Annotated in this window: 15 protein-coding genes; 7 read left to right on the forward strand and 8 right to left on the reverse strand. The window is 69.4% G+C overall.

All coding sequences use genetic code 11. The features are described 5' to 3' along the window. Positions 1 to 123: 123 nt before the first annotated feature. Positions 124 to 510, forward strand: a complete 387-nt coding sequence (locus tag ACTHK2_RS16695; RefSeq protein ID WP_440246867.1) for a hypothetical protein — start codon at positions 124 to 126, stop codon at positions 508 to 510. 468 nt (positions 511 to 978) lie between these two features. On the opposite strand, the gene folP is transcribed toward ACTHK2_RS16695, so the two are convergent. The 4 genes from folP to rlmE all read right to left on the reverse strand — a co-directional run bounded on the left by folP (position 979) and on the right by rlmE (position 7,485). After that, entirely contained in the window at positions 979 to 1,872 is an 894-nt protein-coding gene (folP, locus tag ACTHK2_RS16700) for a dihydropteroate synthase (RefSeq protein WP_440246868.1), read from the reverse strand. A 115-nt stretch (positions 1,873 to 1,987) separates the two neighbouring features. Then, positions 1,988 to 4,624 carry a S8 family serine peptidase gene (locus ACTHK2_RS16705; protein WP_440246869.1) on the reverse strand — a complete coding sequence of 879 codons (2,637 nt, stop codon included), beginning with the start codon at positions 4,622 to 4,624 and terminating at the stop codon, positions 1,988 to 1,990. Positions 4,625 to 4,820: 196 nt separating this feature from the next. Further along, the gene (ftsH, locus tag ACTHK2_RS16710; protein ID WP_440246870.1) at positions 4,821 to 6,758 is read right to left on the reverse strand and encodes an ATP-dependent zinc metalloprotease FtsH; all 1,938 of its coding nucleotides are present in this window, start codon (positions 6,756 to 6,758) and stop codon (positions 4,821 to 4,823) included. Positions 6,759 to 6,864: 106 nt separating this feature from the next. Continuing rightward, positions 6,865 to 7,485 carry a 23S rRNA (uridine(2552)-2'-O)-methyltransferase RlmE gene (rlmE, locus tag ACTHK2_RS16715; protein ID WP_440246871.1) on the reverse strand — a complete coding sequence of 207 codons (621 nt, stop codon included), beginning with the start codon at positions 7,483 to 7,485 and terminating at the stop codon, positions 6,865 to 6,867. Positions 7,486 to 7,625: 140 nt separating this feature from the next. On the opposite strand from rlmE, the gene yhbY reads away from it, so the two are divergent. The 5 genes from yhbY (at position 7,626) to ACTHK2_RS16740 (ending at position 12,527) form a co-directional block, all read left to right on the forward strand. Then, positions 7,626 to 7,922 carry a ribosome assembly RNA-binding protein YhbY gene (yhbY, locus tag ACTHK2_RS16720; RefSeq protein WP_440246872.1) on the forward strand — a complete coding sequence of 99 codons (297 nt, stop codon included), beginning with the start codon at positions 7,626 to 7,628 and terminating at the stop codon, positions 7,920 to 7,922. Positions 7,923 to 7,926: 4 nt separating this feature from the next. Next, positions 7,927 to 8,325, forward strand: a complete 399-nt coding sequence (locus tag ACTHK2_RS16725; RefSeq protein WP_440246873.1) for an Mth938-like domain-containing protein — start codon at positions 7,927 to 7,929, stop codon at positions 8,323 to 8,325. 100 nt (positions 8,326 to 8,425) lie between these two features. After that, positions 8,426 to 8,806 (forward strand): DUF2946 family protein, encoded by a 381-nt coding sequence (locus ACTHK2_RS16730; RefSeq protein WP_440246874.1) that lies wholly within the window; start codon positions 8,426 to 8,428, stop codon positions 8,804 to 8,806. A 62-nt stretch (positions 8,807 to 8,868) separates the two neighbouring features. Next, entirely contained in the window at positions 8,869 to 11,172 is a 2,304-nt protein-coding gene (locus ACTHK2_RS16735; RefSeq protein WP_440246875.1) for a TonB-dependent receptor, read from the forward strand. Continuing rightward, positions 11,172 to 12,527 (forward strand): PepSY-associated TM helix domain-containing protein, encoded by a 1,356-nt coding sequence (locus tag ACTHK2_RS16740; protein WP_440246876.1) that lies wholly within the window; start codon positions 11,172 to 11,174, stop codon positions 12,525 to 12,527. The genes ACTHK2_RS16735 and ACTHK2_RS16740 overlap by 1 nt, the downstream gene beginning before the upstream one ends. Positions 12,528 to 12,564: 37 nt before the next feature. On the opposite strand, the gene ACTHK2_RS16745 is transcribed toward ACTHK2_RS16740, so the two are convergent. The 4 genes from ACTHK2_RS16745 to ACTHK2_RS16760 all read right to left on the reverse strand — a co-directional run bounded on the left by ACTHK2_RS16745 (position 12,565) and on the right by ACTHK2_RS16760 (position 14,020). Further along, positions 12,565 to 12,948, reverse strand: a complete 384-nt coding sequence (locus ACTHK2_RS16745) for a VOC family protein (RefSeq protein ID WP_440246877.1) — start codon at positions 12,946 to 12,948, stop codon at positions 12,565 to 12,567. A gap of 64 nt (positions 12,949 to 13,012) precedes the next feature. Then, positions 13,013 to 13,273 (reverse strand): hypothetical protein, encoded by a 261-nt coding sequence (locus ACTHK2_RS16750; RefSeq protein WP_440246878.1) that lies wholly within the window; start codon positions 13,271 to 13,273, stop codon positions 13,013 to 13,015. Between the two features lie 178 nt (positions 13,274 to 13,451). Further along, positions 13,452 to 13,721, reverse strand: coding sequence for a hypothetical protein (locus ACTHK2_RS16755; protein WP_440246879.1), 270 nt, complete (start codon positions 13,719 to 13,721; stop codon positions 13,452 to 13,454). Continuing rightward, positions 13,718 to 14,020: a hypothetical protein gene (locus tag ACTHK2_RS16760; RefSeq protein ID WP_440246880.1), complete on the reverse strand. Its 303-nt coding sequence runs from the start codon at positions 14,018 to 14,020 to the stop codon at positions 13,718 to 13,720. The genes ACTHK2_RS16755 and ACTHK2_RS16760 overlap by 4 nt, the downstream gene beginning before the upstream one ends. A gap of 186 nt (positions 14,021 to 14,206) precedes the next feature. Here ACTHK2_RS16760 and ACTHK2_RS16765 point away from each other — a divergent pair, with 186 nt between their 5' ends. Then, a complete protein-coding gene (locus tag ACTHK2_RS16765; protein ID WP_440246881.1) occupies positions 14,207 to 15,715 on the forward strand; it encodes a PAS domain-containing protein in 1,509 nt (502 codons plus the stop codon). The last annotated feature ends 159 nt before the right edge of the window (positions 15,716 to 15,874 follow it).

Consider the following 15,874-nt stretch of genomic DNA (forward strand, 5'->3'; position numbering starts at 1 on the left):
GTGGCCGGGCGCCGGGGGCTGATCGACGCGACAACCGGCGCGACGAACGCCGCGACGACCCGCGCCGCGCGCCGGCGGCGCGGACGAGTGACCAGAGGCGGTCCGACGTAGGAACACGGCGACATGCCGTCGATCATCCAGTTCGCCCGACTCGCCGACGCCGAACTCGCGCGGGCCGCGCAACGCCGCGACGATGCCGAGCGCGACTATGCGGCCGCATTCGCGGAGGCGGAGCGCTGGGGGGTACCGCAGGACCTCGCCCTCGTCGTCTTTTCGTACGGCTCGAGCCTGATCGCCGATCGCGAGCTCGACCGCGCCAGCGAGGTCGTCGGCCGCGTCGCCCGCTGGGCCGAGCAGGACTACGACTGCGCCCTGCTGCAGGCGCGACTGTACGAGGCGCTGCACCAGACCGATGCCTGGCGCGCGGCGCTCGCCCGCGTGCGCGCGCTCGCCGGCGAGCGGTCGGTGCCGAATGCCGACGGATCCGGACCGGTGACGGGCAACGGCTGAGCCGGCCGGATTCCCCCCGCTGTTGGCCGCGCCCCCCCCGCTGGACGGCCGCCCAGCCGGCCGTACAGCGCCATGTCAGCTCCACTTCATGTGATACGAACGGAAAGCGAATGAAGATGGAGTGCTCAGGCGCGCCATCCCCGCGATGATGTCCCCACTGCAACCGAGGGGGGCGGTCGCCATGCACCAGCGCATCCTTTCCGGCGTCACGGGCGCCGGTCCGCCCGACCCGGTGAGCCGCCTCGCCACCTGATACCGATGTGGCCGCGACGAAGCGGCCGCGAGCATCGTCCTCGATGCAAGGTCCCCCCGGTCGGGGTACCCCCCAACAGCCCCGACCGGCCCCGCCGTCGCCTCCCTCTCTCCCTCGCGCGACGGCGGGAATTTCTCCCGGGCGCTTCCGGTCCGCCGTTTTGGGCGAATCGGAACGCGTGCGTGTCGGGCCACCGCGAGGACCGAGCAAATCGCTCAGTCGTCGTCCCAGAGACTCGTCTTCTTCGCGGCCGCCGGCTTGCGTCCGCTACCGTCGCCGGCGGCGACCGCCTGCCAGACCGCGAGTGCATCGCGCGTCGGCGCGACGTCGTGCACGCGTACGATCGCCGCACCGCGCTGCGCGGCGATCAAGGCCGCGGCGACCGAACCTGCAACGCGCTCGTGCGGGTCTTCGCGCCCGGTCAGCACGCCGATCGAGCGCTTGCGCGACAGGCCGGCCATGACCGGCGCGATCTCCGTAAAGCGATCGAGCGCGCGCAGCAGCGCGAGATTGTGCTCGAGCGTCTTGCCGAAGCCGAAACCGGGATCGACGAGGATCTTCTTCTTGTCGATCCCGGCCATCTGCAACGCGAACAGGCGCTCGGCGAGGAAGCGATGCACCTCACCAACGACATCGTCGTAATGCGGCGCATCCTGCATCGTGCGCGGCTCGCCCTGCATGTGCATCACGCAGACCGGCATGCCGAGCGCGGCCGCCGCGTCGAGCGCACCATCGCCGCGCAATGCGCGGACGTCGTTGATGAGTCCCGCGCCCGCGCCGACCGCCGCGCGCATGACCTCGGCCTTCGATGTGTCGATCGAGATGGGCACCTCGACCTGCCGCGCGAGCGCTTCGATCACCGGCACGACCCGCGCGATCTCGGTCGCCGCGTCGACCTCGCCCGCGCCCGGCCGCGTCGACTCGCCACCGATGTCGAGCAGGTCCGCGCCCTGCTCCACCAACGCGAGGCCGTGTGCCACCGCGCGCGCGGGATCGAGGAACTCGCCTCCGTCCGAGAACGAATCGGAGGTCACGTTGACGATGCCGCAGACGAGCGTGCGGTCGAGCACGAGTTCGCGGCCGTTGCAGTCGAGGCGGGGATGGAACATGCCGGCATCCGCGTGGGCGAGACACGGATTATTCCATCCCGCGCACCTTCGCGGATGCGCGCGCGTGGCGACGACGGATCGGGCCCTCGCGGACGGCAGGACCCGAACCGGGCGCCTACATCGCCGGCTCGAAGCCGTCCGCGAAAAGGACGTCGTCGAGCGGCGTCGACACCGACGCGATGTCGTCGGTGGAGTCGGCATCCGTTTCGTCGGCCGAGACCGCGAACGCGGCCACCACCGGGTCGCCCGGGGTCGCACCGACGGTCGCATCGAGCACGAGGGTCGAGGTCGCACCGGCGGCGAGGGGTTCGGCGCGCGTGCAAGCCACATTCGCGTGCAAGTCGGAGCAGGTCCACCCCTGCCCGTCGGCTGCGGCGATGTCGGCGAGGTCGGGCGCATCGATCGCGACGCGCACGTTCGTCGCCGCATCCGGGCCGTCGTTGTGCACGTCGATCGTGTACCGGATCGCCTGGCCCGCGACGACGGCGCTCGCGTTCGCGCTCGCGGTGACGGCGAGATTCGCCGACGCCGCCGCCTCGCCGACGCAGTTGTAGCAGACGAGCGCGAAGTCCTGGTCGGTCGCGTCACCCGAATGCGGCAGCGCGTCCGAATTGATGTCGCTCGCGAGCACCTCGACGGTGACGGAGCCCGCGTGCTGCGCCGCCTGCAGGAATACGGCTTCGGTATTGTTCTTCGCATCCGCGCTGCCGCCCCCGGTCGACCAGCCCGCGTTGTCGAGCACGTTGCCGCGATAGACGTTGCCGTTCGCGGTCACGCGCAGGTCCAGGTCGTTGTTCCACGCCGGCGTCGAACCACCGAGGCCGTGGCCGGGCGCGTCGGTCCAGGTCAGCATGATGCGGATCGGCTTGGCCGGATCGGCCGCCGTGTAGGTATGCGTCCAGCTCTCGCCGGTATTGTCGAGCACGGTCGTCTGGTCGACGTACTCGACCGCTTCGGTCGGCACGAGCACGGGCGGCAGTTGCAGGCGCCCCCAGCCCTGCTTGTTGTCGAACAGGCGGGTGAGGACGACCCCGTCCGCATCGCGGTTGCCGGTGAGATTCTTCGCGACCGCGGTGAACGCGGCCTTGATCATCGCCGGGCTCGGATCGCGGCCGAACAGGTTGCGGTAGTACTCGACGAACAACGCGGATGCACCGGTCACGTGCGGCGAGGCCATGCTCGTGCCACACATGAGCTGGTAGCCGGTCGAACTCGCGCTCGAGTCGACGCTGCAGCCGGGCGCGACCATCGCCGGGATGCTGCGGCCGTCGAGCGCGGGACCATGCGCGCTGTTCGAGGAGATGTCGTCGATCTCGGTGATCTGCACGGTCGGCGAACTCTGCATCTTGGTCGAGCCGATGGTGAATATGTTCTTCGCTTCGTCGGGCGTGCCCTGCGAGCTCACGCCGCCGTTGCCGTTCATGATCGACAACACGAAGTGGAACGGCTGGTCGCCCGCGGCCGCGGGATCGGCGTCGCGCACGCCGACGTCGACCTGGCGCGTGTCGTCGTCGTAACCACGCGGCGAACCGGCCGGACCCCAGCTGTTGCCGGACATCACCGCACCGTTGCGCTGCGATTCGGTCATGAGCAGCAGCATGCCGCCGGCCTGCGTGAAAGTCGGGTCGTACAACTGCTCGACGAGCTTCGCGCCGGGCGCCATGCCGAGCCCGCGCAGGAAACCGTTCGCGAGCGTCCCGGAGCTGCCGTCCGCAGCCATGATGCCCGCCGTGTGCGTGCCGTGCGCGTCGGTCGCGGAACCGCCGCAGGTCGTGCCCGTGCACGGCAGCATGCGGTGCACGAGATCGGGATGGGTGTCGTAGATGCCGCCGTCGACGTCGGCGATGATCACGCCGTTGCCGTTCACGCCGGTCTGCGCGAGCCAGGCGAGATAGCCCGGCACGGCGAGATTGTTGCCGCCGTAGTTGCCGGCAACGATCTGGTCGCTCATCTCGCCGCGCATGCCTCCGTCACGCGGCACGGGCTGGATGCTGTAGACGCCGGCAACGCGCGCGAGCGTACCGAGACGATCGCCGCGCACGCGCGCGTCGACGATCGAGAACCCGCGATCCACGGCGCGCTCGCCGACGACCCCCGCCCCGGCAGCGCGCAATCGCACGGCGACGTCGCCGGCGCCGCGATACGTGCTTACGTGCACGTCGATGAGGTCGGCGGACAGCGCACGCCATTGCGGCAGCACGCGGTACGCGGGCGCGAAGTCGCCGCTCCAGCGCACCGCGGCGCGCGAGCGGGCCGCCTGCATCTGCGACGGGCGCGCCCACACGACGTAGGTGAACGGATGGATGTACTGCACCGGCTCGACACCGGCCACGCGCAACGCGTCGAGTTCGACTTGGCGCACCGGGCCGCCGAACTGCAGGAGATGCAGATCGCTGCCGTCCGCATCGGCGCGCGCGCCGTCGCGCCAGTCCGCGGGAAGTGACGGCGATGCCTGCGCGGGATCGAAGCGCACGCCGCCGAGATCGAGCACGAACGGCTCGGCGATCTCGTCCACATCGAGCCCCGCGGCATGCAGGCGCTGCAGCTGCGCATCGTCGACCGCGAGCCATTGGAAACGCCCGTAGTCGCTGCTGCCCGCGGACGTGCCGCGCACGCGTTCGAGCTGTTGCGCGCCGGTTTCCACGCGCACCCAGTGCGCGCGTGCCGACGGATCCGGCGCGGCGACCGCGGTGATGGACGATGCCACGGCGACCGCGGCCGCGATCAGGGTCGGACGATTGCTGCGAGCCATGCGCTACTCCCCGGAGCGGCTGGGGATCCGCCGGTGCGGCCACGCCATGAGGATGGTCGGACGTCCCCAGGGCGTCCGCCGCATCGCGTGGCAAAAATCCAGTGTATACCAGCGCGCACGTCGGCCGGGTCCGGCGCACGCCAAACGAAAAGGCCGTCCCGGGGGACGGCCTTCGTCATGCTGCGGACGGATGCACTCAGTCGTCGAGGCGTTCGCGCGGCTGCACCGCGGGGCCGCCGATCGGGCTTTCGCCGCGCGGCTTGTCGCCACCGCTGCCGGGCTTCTTGTCGCCGCGCCAGTCCTTCGGCGGGCCCGGGGTGCGGCCGGCCATGATGTCCTCGATCTGCTGCGCGTCGATCGTCTCGTACTGCAGCAGCGCCTCGGCCATCGTGTGCAGCTTGGAGAGGTTCTCGGTGAGCAGTTCCGTGCTGCGCGCGTAGGCGCGGTCGAGGATGTCGCGCACTTCCTCGTCGATGCGGCGCGCGGTCTCGTCGGAGACGTTCTTGTGCTGCGTGACCGAACGGCCGAGGAACACTTCGTCCTCTTCCTCGCCGTAGGCGATCGGGCCGAGCTTGTCCGACAGGCCCCACTTGGTGACCATGTTGCGCGCCATCTTGGTCGCGCGCTCGATGTCGTTCGACGCGCCCGTGGTGACCTTGTCGGCGCCGAAGATGAGTTCCTCGGCGACGCGGCCGCCGTACAGCGAGCACAGCCGGCTGATGATGTTTTCCTTGTTGTAGCTGTAGCGGTCGTTCTCGGGCAGGTACATCGTCACGCCGAGCGCGCGGCCGCGCGGGATGATCGTGACCTTGTAGACCGGGTCGTGGTCGGGCACGAGGCGACCGACGATCGCGTGGCCGGCCTCGTGGTACGCGGTCAACTTCTTCTCGTCCTCGCTCATGATCATCGAGCGCCGCTCGGCGCCCATCATGATCTTGTCCTTCGCGCGCTCGAAGTGGTCCATGCGCACTTCGCGCGAGTTCTCGCGCGCGGCGAACAGCGCCGCCTCGTTGACGAGGTTGGCGAGGTCGGCGCCGGAGAAGCCGGGCGTGCCGCGCGCGATCGTCATCGGCTCGACGTCGTTCGACACCGGCACCTTGCGCATGTGCACCTTGAGGATCTGCTCGCGGCCGCGCACGTCCGGCAGCGGCACGACGACCTGGCGGTCGAAGCGCCCCGGGCGCAGCAGCGCGGGATCGAGCACGTCGGGGCGGTTGGTCGCGGCAATCACGATCACGCCCTCGCTGCCCTCGAAGCCGTCCATCTCGACCAGCAGCTGGTTCAGCGTCTGCTCGCGCTCGTCGTGGCCGCCGCCGAGGCCGGCGCCGCGATGGCGACCGACCGCGTCGATTTCATCGATGAAGATGATGCACGGCGCGTGCTTCTTCGCCTGCTCGAACATGTCGCGCACGCGCGCGGCGCCGACGCCGACGAACATCTCGACGAAATCGGAACCGGAAATCGAGAAGAACGGCACCTTTGCCTCGCCGGCGATCGCCTTCGCGAGCAGGGTCTTGCCCGTGCCGGGCGAGCCGACCATGAGCACGCCGCGCGGGATCTTGCCGCCGAGTTTGGTGAACTTGGACGGGTCACGCAGGAACTCGACGAGTTCGGAGACTTCCTCCTTCGCCTCGTCGCAGCCGGCGACATCGGCGAACGTGACCTTGACCTGGTCCTCGCCCTGCAGCTTCGCGCGCGAACGGCCGAACGACATCGCGCCGCGCCCGCCCGCACCCGCCTGCATCTGGCGCATGAAGTAGATGAGCAGGCCGATGAAGATGAGGATCGGCACCCAGTCGAGCAGGATGCGCCAGAGCGGCATCACATTGTCGGCTGGGGCCTGCCGCACCTCGATCCCGTTCTTCGCGAGCAGCTCGAGCAGTTCCTTGTTGCCCTCCCACGGCACCATCGTCGACACCGTGTTGGTGCCGTCCTTGAGCTTGGCCGTCGCCTTCGTGGGGATGTCGGCACTGAACGTCACGGACGCGACGCTGCCGTTGCCCACCTTCTGGGTGAACTCCGAGTACGGCACGTCCGACGGCGGCGCAGTGCGCGGATTGAAACTCTGGAACACGGTCAGCAGCACGACGGCGATGACCACCCAGAGCAGCAGATTCTTGGCCATGTCGTTCATCGTGCGGATCCTGCGCAAGCGCCGGCGCGGTATTGCGCGAACGTCTCACGAAAAGCGTCGGTGGTCTGGAAGTCGGTGGTCTGGAAACGGTCGAACATGAATGCCCTCACGCGCGCTTGGCCGTGGCCAGCGCATATACCTCCGGGCTACGCGCCCGGGAGGCCTTCGGCTTGCGGATGCTGACTCGCTCATAGCCTGCACGCAAGCGCCTTACGAAATCGTCAAATCCCTCGCCCTGGAAGACCTTGGTGAGGAATGCCCCGCCCTTGCGCAGATGCTGGGCGGCGAATTCCTCGGCAAGTTCGACCAGATGCATCGAACGGGGCTGATCGACCGCGTTCACGCCACTCATGTTGGGGGCCATGTCGGAAAGCACAAGATCGACCTGTGCCGCGCCGAGCGCCGTTTCGAGCTGCGCGAGCACCGATTCCTCGCGGAAATCGCCGAGGATGAACTCCACCCCGCCGATGCCCTGCATCGGCAGGATGTCCAGCGCGATCACGCGGCCCTTGTCGCCGAGCCGTTCGCGCGCGACCTGCGACCAGCCGCCCGGCGCCGCACCGAGATCGACGGTGACCATGCCGGGCTTGAGCAGGCGATCGCGCGCGATCAGTTCCTCGAGCTTGAACACCGCGCGCGAGCGCCAGCCTTCGGCCTGCGCGCGCTTCACGTAGGGGTCGTTGAAATGCTCCCGCAACCAGCGGGAACTCGATTTGCTGCGTGCCATGGGCCCGAACCGCGATTCATGCCCGTGGCGGCCGCGCGCCGATGGCCGGCAGGCGCCTGCGAGGGACTCGTCCAGTGGGGCATGATACCCTGTCCGACCCGCAGACGGTTCCTCCGCCTGCCCCGATTCGGTTGCCGTTCATGCCCTTGTCCTCGTCCCAGAAGCGCCATCTGCGTGGGTTCGCCCACGACCTGAAGCCGGTGATCCTGGTCGGGCAAAAAGGTGTCACGCAAGCGCTCCTGGCCGAATTCGACGGCGCGCTCGACCACCACGAGCTGGTCAAGGTCAAGCTCGCGGACGACGACCGCGAGTCGCGGGCGGCCTCGATCGAGGCGATACGCGCGCATTCGGGCGCCGAACTCGTGCAGGTGATCGGCAAGATGGCGTGCTTCTTCAAGCGCAATCCGGACCGCAACCAGTACCCGCTGCCGAAATAGGGCCGTGCAACTCACCCACGAACTGCCGGAAGGCCATTTCTTCTTCCGTGCCTGTGCGCCGGATGCGGTCACGGTCGTCGATCGCGTACTCACGGCGAGCCTCCTGCTTGCACCCGACCGCATCGTCGAGAACTGGCCGGTCGCGCGGCCTGGCGACTTCGACGTCGCGGCTGCGGAGTCGATCGCCGCGCTCGAACCCGAGGTGGTGCTGCTCGGTACCGGCCAGACGCAGGTGTTTCCGCCTCGCGAAGCGCTGGTCGCACTGCTCCGGCGCCACATCGGCGTCGAAGTGATGGCGAACGCGGCCGCCTGCCGCACCTACAACCTGCTCGCCGGCGAAGGCCGCCGCGTCGTCGCGGCGATCATCCTGCCGCATCGCGCCGCGCCTGCTTCGGCCGACTGACCCCGCGACAACCTTCCCGCATCCTCGCGGTACCTACCTGCAGGCGGCAGGCTGGGACGGTTTGCCGCATCGCCGCTTCGGGGATCTGGGCAACAATCGCATGATGGGGATCGCACGCCACCGGCTGCACCGCGCCGTCGCATGGATGGGCCTCGTCGCCATCCTGTTGCTCGCGCTCGTGCCGACGGCTTCGCGGCTCGCGAGCGCGTGCACCCCGCTCGAGCAAGGCGCGCATGCGGAGCACGCGCATCATCACCCCGGCGCCGATGCGCACGAGCCGTCGCTGCCCGGCGAGGATTGCTGGAGCAAGTGCGGCTATTGCGACTTCCTCGCGCATTCGCCGCCGATCGCGAGCGCCGCCTACGTCGCGCCGCTCGTGCTGCCGCCACCACGGGTGCCGACGCAGCCCTTCATCGGGCTGCGCTCGCGTGCGCCGTTCACCGCCGCACTGCCGCGCGGCCCGCCTCCGTTCCTCGCCTGAGCCCATGACCCTCGGCCGCCGCATGCGCGGCCGGTCCGTCTTCGCCTGCACGAGGAACACCCATGGTTCGCCGAACCTGCGGTCGCGCGCGTCTGCGCGGTGGCTGCACGCGCCCACCGCTCCGACCCGTCGCGCTCGCGATCCTCATCGTCCTCGCGCCGAGCGCCGGCGCAAGCACCGAGGCCGCACCCGATCCGCTCTCGACGACGCCACTGCCCGGCATCGTCGTGCATGCGGACGGCAACGACGCGATCGAGTCCCCGGCCTTCCCCGCGTCGACCGCGACCGTGGATGCCGCGCAGATCGACGAGTCCATCAATGCGATCGATGTCGAAGACGCGATCAAGTACCTGCCGAGCCTGTTCGTGCGCAAGCGCAATTACGGCGACACGCAGCCCGTGCTCGCGACGCGCACCTGGGGCGTCGGCTCGAGCGCGCGCACGCTCGTCTACGTCGATGACATCCTCATCTCCGCGCTGGTGGCGAACAACAACACGCTCGGCGCACCGCGCTGGGGCGTGGTCGCGCCGGACCAGGTCGAGCGCGTGACGATGCTGTACGGCCCATTCTCTGCCGCGTACGCCGGCAACTCCATCGGCGGCGTGCTGCGCATCGCCACGCGTACACCCGAACGCACCCGGTTCTCGTTCGAACAGAGCGGCGCGCTGCAATCGTTCGACCACTACCGCACGAGCGGCGACTATCCGACGTCGCAGTCGAGCGCGACCGCGGGCGGGCGCGCGGGCGCGGCGACATGGTTCATCGGCGCCAACCAGCAGAACAGCTTCAGCCAGCCGCTTTCCTACATCACCGGCGCGGCGCCGCCCGCCGATACCAGCGGCGCCATCGACGCGACCAACAAGCTCGGCCAGCCGGCCGACGTGTTCGGCGCGGGCGGGCTCCTGCACACACGCATGCATGGCCTGAACGGCAAGATCGGCTGGGACTTCACGCCGTGGCTGCACGCGACCTGGCTCGCCGGCTGGTGGGACAACGATGCGGATTCGCGCGTCGAAACCTACCTCAGGGACGCCGCCGGCCGCGCGACATTCGGTCGCGTCGCAGGATTCGCGAGCAACCACTACATCGTCGACCAGTCGCACCTGATGCAGGCGCTGTCGCTGCGCTCGGACACGCATGGCCGCTGGGACGGCGAAGCGGTCCTCACGCACTACGAATACCTGCACGATCGCCAGCTCTCCCCGGCGGGCGTCGGCGACGGCACGACGTTCACGCCGAACGGGCGTTATGCCGACCTCGGCGGCACGAACTGGTCGACTCTCGATCTCAAGGGCATCTGGCGCAGCGCCGCGCACGAAATCGCGTTCGGCGCCCACGCCGACGAATACACGCTCGACAATGCGACCCGCAACACCACCCTCTGGCAGGACGCGGGCAGCGCGACGAGCCTCTTCACCGCGGGTGCGGGCAAGACCCGCACGAGCGCGCTCTGGCTGCAGGATGCGTGGTCGATCGCGCCGGCATGGTTCGCGACGCTCGGGGTGCGCGCGGAACGCTGGCGCGCGCGCGACGGCTTCAATTTCAGCGGCGGCACCGCGGTGGTGCAGCCGGACCGCTCGACCACGGCATGGTCGCCGAAGGCAACACTGAGCTGGACGCCATCGGCCGACTGGCGCGTGACCGGTTCGCTCGGCAAGGCGGTACGCTTCCCGACCGTGAGCGAGCTCTACCAGATCGTCTCGACCGGATCGACGTTCGTGTCGCCGAACCCCGGCCTGCGCCCGGAGCGCGCGCTCAGCGGCGAACTCGCACTCGAACGATCGGGCGAACTCGGTACGTGGCGCGTGTCGCTGTTCGAGGAAACGACCCGCGATGCGCTGATCTCGCAAACCTCGACGATCGAAGGCGTCGCCTCGCCGGCCACCTTCGTCGACAACGTCGGCAAGGTGCGCAACCGCGGCATCGAATTCGTCGCGCAACGACGCGATGCCGGCCTGCGCCGCCTCGATCTCGCCGCGAGCATCACCTTCGTCGATTCCACGATCCTCGAAAACGACGGCTTCGTCGGCGCGGGCGGCAGCACCTCGGTCGGCAAGCACGCGCCGAACGTGCCGCGCTGGCGGGCGACCGTCGTCGCCACCTTGCGTGCCAGCGATGCGTGGACATTCACCCTCGCCGGGCGCTACAGCGGCAAGCAGTATTCGACGCTCGACAATATCGACACGACGCCGCACGTCTACGGCGCCTTCGACCGCTTCGCCGTGTTCGACGCGCGCGTTCGCTGGAAGGCGGGGGAACACGTGTCGGCCGCGCTCGGCATCGACAATCTCGCCGATCGCGACTACGTGCTGTTCCATCCGTTCCCGCGACGCACGATCGTCGCCAGCGTGGACGTGCGCTACTGATGGGCGCCGCACGCGACGAACGCGACGATGCCGCACGTCGCCATCGCATGATCTGGCGCTGGCATTTCTACGCGGGCCTTTTCTGCATCCCGTTCGTGCTCTGCCTTGCGGTGACGGGGTCGGTCTACCTGTTCCGCCCGCAGATCGAGGCCTTGCTCGACCAGCCGTACACGGGCATCGCAACGTCGACCGCACGCGCAACGCCCTCGGCGCAAGTGCGGGCCGCGCTCGCGGCCGTGCCCGGCTCGGCGCTGCGCGCATACCAGCTGCCCGCGAACGACGGCGATGCCGTGCAGGTGCTCGTCGACGCGGACGGCCGTGCATCGCGCGTGTACGTGCACCCGGTGTCGGCGGTCGTGCTCGCCACCGTCGCCGAGGATGCGCGGCCGATGCGCGTGCTCGCGCGCGTGCACGGCGAGCTGCTGCTCGGCGATCGCGGCTCGATGTTGGTCGAACTCGCCGCGTCATGGGCGATCGTGATGATCCTCACCGGGCTGTATCTCTGGTGGCCACGCCGCACGGCGGGATTCGGCGGCGTGCTGTATCCGCGCCTGCGCGGCGGCGAACGCATCTTCTGGCGCGACCTGCATGGCGTCACCGCGTTCTGGATATCGGGCCTCGTGCTGTTCCTGCTCGTCTCGGGCCTGCCGTGGGCGAAGTCGTGGGGCTCCCTGCTCGAGGAAGTGCGCCAGTGGAGCGGCGAACGCAGCATGCGCCGGGACTGGCCGATCGGGACGTCGTCGGTCGCCGCGAGCGGCGTCGCCGAAGCAAGCGCCGGCAGCGTCGGACATCACGACCACGGCGCCCCCTCGCCGATGCATGCCGACCTCGCGGTACTGGATCGCGTGGTCGCGGCGGCGAGGCCGCTGTCGCTCGCGCCGCCCGTGCTCGTGTCGCCCCCCTCGTCGCGTGATGCGCGCTGGGTCGCGAAGTCCGATGCGGCGAACCGGCCAAGACGCACCGAAGCGTCGTTCGACCGCGAAGGACGGCTGCTCGCGCGCAGCGCGTTCGCAGCCCGGCCGCTGATCGACCGCATCGTCGGCTATGGCGTCGCCGCGCACGAAGGCCAGCTGTTCGGAGTCGCCAACCAGCTGCTCGGCGTGCTCGCCGCCCTCGGCCTCGTCGTCGCCTGCATCAGCGCGATCCGCCTGTGGTGGAGGCGCCGCCCCGCGCACTCGCTCGGTGCACCGCCGCCGATGAACGGGGCGCGCGCGTCGGTCGCACTGCTCTCACTCGTCGCCGCGCTCGGCATGCTGCTGCCGCTGCTCGGCTGTAGCCTCGTCGCGGTCGTGATCGGCGAGCGTCTCGTGCTGCGCAGGATCCCGCGCGCGGCGCGCTTCCTCGGACTCGCGTGAGAAGTGCGGGAGCGCGCGTACACCGGCCGCGATGCGATCAGGACCAGGCGCTGACCGTCACGTAGTAGCCGTCGGGATCGCGCAACGAGAACTCCATCGTCGTGGTGTTCGGGTTGCGGTTCGGTTCCTCTTCGAACCGTTCGACCAGGTCGCGCGCGCGCGACAGCGCGGCACCGAAGTCGTCGACGCGAAAGAACAGCAGCAGGCCGTTGCCGGGTTCCGCCCGCGCGGCGCTGGCCAGCGTCGGATGCTCGTGCGCGCCCCACGCGTGCAGGCAGAGCAGGACGGTGCCGTCCTCGTCGAGGAGCTGGCCGAAATACCCGTGCGCCGGCGCGCCAGGCGGCTGGCCAAACAGGCGCCGGTACCACGCGAAGCTGTACGCGACGTCGCGTACAGCGATGACCGTCCAGGTGCGCTTCACGACGTAGCTCCGTCCGCCGGGACATGTGCCATGATGCCCGGCACCGTGGAGACCCGAACGTCGCTCAGTCGCAGGCTACGTCGAGATCGACCACGCGTGCGGCGGTCGTCGTGCGCAACATGCGCAGGAGGATGCCCGCGGAAGCGGCACCGGACAGCTCCCCCTGTTCGTAGTTCACCATGAGTTCCCAGTGCGACAGTGATTCGCACCGGGAAGGAAGCCGCCGGCTACGGAAGTGCGCGGGCTCGGCATCGCATACGTCGCTCACCGCGGTATTGAGGATCGGCGTGCTGACGACGGCGACGACGCGCCACTCGGGATTCATGACTGCTTCCGGCTGTGTACCGATGACGTCAATATGGACCCGTAGCCGGAGGCGATTCGGTGACCGGCGTCGCGAAATGCGAATCGCATCACACCCATTCGCCGTCAGGAACCCTCATGGCGACACCGCGGCGCCGCCGGGGGCTGCGCACCGGGTCCTTGCGATGATCTGCTCACGCTCAGTCGAGCAGGATCGCGCCGCCGGCATAGGTGCCGCGCACGGCGCGCAGGTCGTCCTCGATATCGCCCACCGGTACGCCCATGCGGTATGAGCCGATGGTCGTGTCTGTCGCGCCGCACGGCGCGATGTCGGCACCAACCGACCAGAGGATGTCGCCGACGGCATTCGACCAGACCGTCACGTCGCCGTCCGCGAGTGCGGCATGGATCGCGATTGCGGTCGCGCCGAGGTCACCCGACAACGCGTGCGCACGAGCCCCGCGCTTCATGCGCCGTGCCCCGACGCCTCGGGCGGATCGTCGCGCAGCACCCACGATCCCCAGACGATGCGCAAATGAGCGAGGCGGCCGATGTCGGCGAAGTGCAGCAGGGCCTCGAGCACTGCGCGCGTGGTCGCGAGCGCGTCGTCGGTTTGCGATACCGCGACGCACACGCTGTACCAGGACGTGCCGTGCGGAGAACGGATGAAGTGCTCGATGCGGAATGGCGCCGCGCTCGAGAAGCCCGCGAGCAGCGCGCGCACCTCCTCCAAGGAGGCGGTCGTTTCGACCACCGCAAGCGTATGCATTCCAGGCACACCCGAAGTCACTTTCGTTCCATTCATTCGTCAGGGCATCATGGCCGCCAGAGGTGGCGCCGGAGTCTGCCCGCCCAGCCTGAACGCGTCGCGGGACAGATGCCCCGGATCGACCGGTGCAGGTGTCCCGATACGGACCAACGATGTTCTCGACCCGATTGGATTGAGAGTGCGCCCATGAGCAAAGCCACGTCGCCGCCGGCCGCCCTCGCCGACCTCGACCAGTTGCGGCAGATCCTCTCCGGCCTCGGAGAAGGGGTCATCCTCGTCGACCGACGCGCGTTGCTGTGGGCGAATCCGGCTGCGTGCACGATGCACGACGTGCAGGCCCCGGAGCAGCTCGGCCGCACGATCGCGGAATACCGGAAGCTGTTTCGCTTGAAGTACCGCAACCATCGCCCGCTCACGGCCGCGCAGTACCCCCTGCAGCGCGCCGCTTCGGGCGAGGCGTTTCGCGACGTCGTGGTCGAGGTGCAGTCGCGCGCCGATCCGGCATCGCACCGCGTGCATCGCCTGCGCAGCCAGGCCATCGACGCCCGGCAAGGCGGCACCGTCGTGCATGCGCTTTTCGTCACCGACGTCACCGATTGGGCGAGCTCCGAACAGCGCTTCGAGAAGGCGTTCGGCGCCAATCCCGCCCCCGCGCTCATCTGCCGCGTCGCCGACCTGCGTTACGTGAAGGTCAATGCAGGCTTCCTGCAGATGACGGGCTACGCGAGCGAACAGGTGCTCGGCCGTTCCATCTACGAGCTTGACGTGCTCGCGCAAGCGCGCGACCGCGACACGGCTATCGCGCGCCTGACCGCATGGCAGACGATCGGACAGACCGAAGCGGAACTTGCCGTCGCCGACGGCAGCGGGAAGCTCGTCGTCGTCGCCGGCCAGCCCATCGAGATGGCGGACGAAGCATGCATGCTGTTCACATTCATCGACCTCGAGCCGAGGCGCCGCGTCGAACTCGCGCTGCGGCACAGCGAAGAGAAGTTCGCCAAGGCGTTCGCGATGTCGCCGGTGCCGGCAATCGTCTGCCGCGCGGACTCCCTCGAGATCACCGATGTCAACGAAGCAGCCTCGACGCTCGTCGGACGGCCGCCCGACGAGCTCGTCGCGCGGCCGCTGGCCGCGCTCGGCCTGCTCGGAGCGGCGCCCGAGAAAGGCCGCGTGGTCGCGCAGATCGGCGCACACGGTCGCGTGCGCAATGCCGAGCTGACGCTCGCGCTGCGCGAAGGCGAGTCGGTCGACGTGCTCGTTTCGGCCGAGACCGTGCGCATCGACGGACGCGACTGCGTCCTCCTCGCCTACCTCGACATCACGCACCGGAAGCGCCGCGAACTCGAACTCGCCGACGCGGTCGAGGCGATCATGCAGGATGCGTCGTGGTTCAGCCGCCCGCTGATCGAGCGCCTCGCGCGCGTGCGACGCGGCGACGCGCCGGCGGAACCGGCCGAACTGGCGAGCCTCACCCGCCGCGAGGGCGACGTCCTCGCGCTGATCGGCGAAGGCCTGGCCGACAAGGCGATCGCGACGCGCCTGCACCTCTCGCCGCGCACCGTGCGCAACCACGCGACTTCGATCTACGCCAAGCTCGGCGTGCGCGGCCGTGCCGAGGCGATGCTGTGGGCACGCGAACTCGGCATGCAGGGCCTGCCTGCATCGACACGGCGTTCGCGGCGCGGTCGCGCCTAGGGCGCTTCGATCGAGCGGTCGCCGGGCCGAGGCCGGCGCCGCGTATTCGGAATGGCTGCCCGGCATGTGCGAGTCCCGCCGATGGCCGGATCGGTCGCACAATGGCGTAATCCGGACATCTCCCTCCACTCGAGTCCGCCATGGCCGCCCATCGTCGCT

This window comes from Dokdonella sp., from assembly GCF_051958935.1.
Classification (GTDB): Bacteria; Pseudomonadota; Gammaproteobacteria; order Xanthomonadales; family Rhodanobacteraceae; genus Dokdonella_A.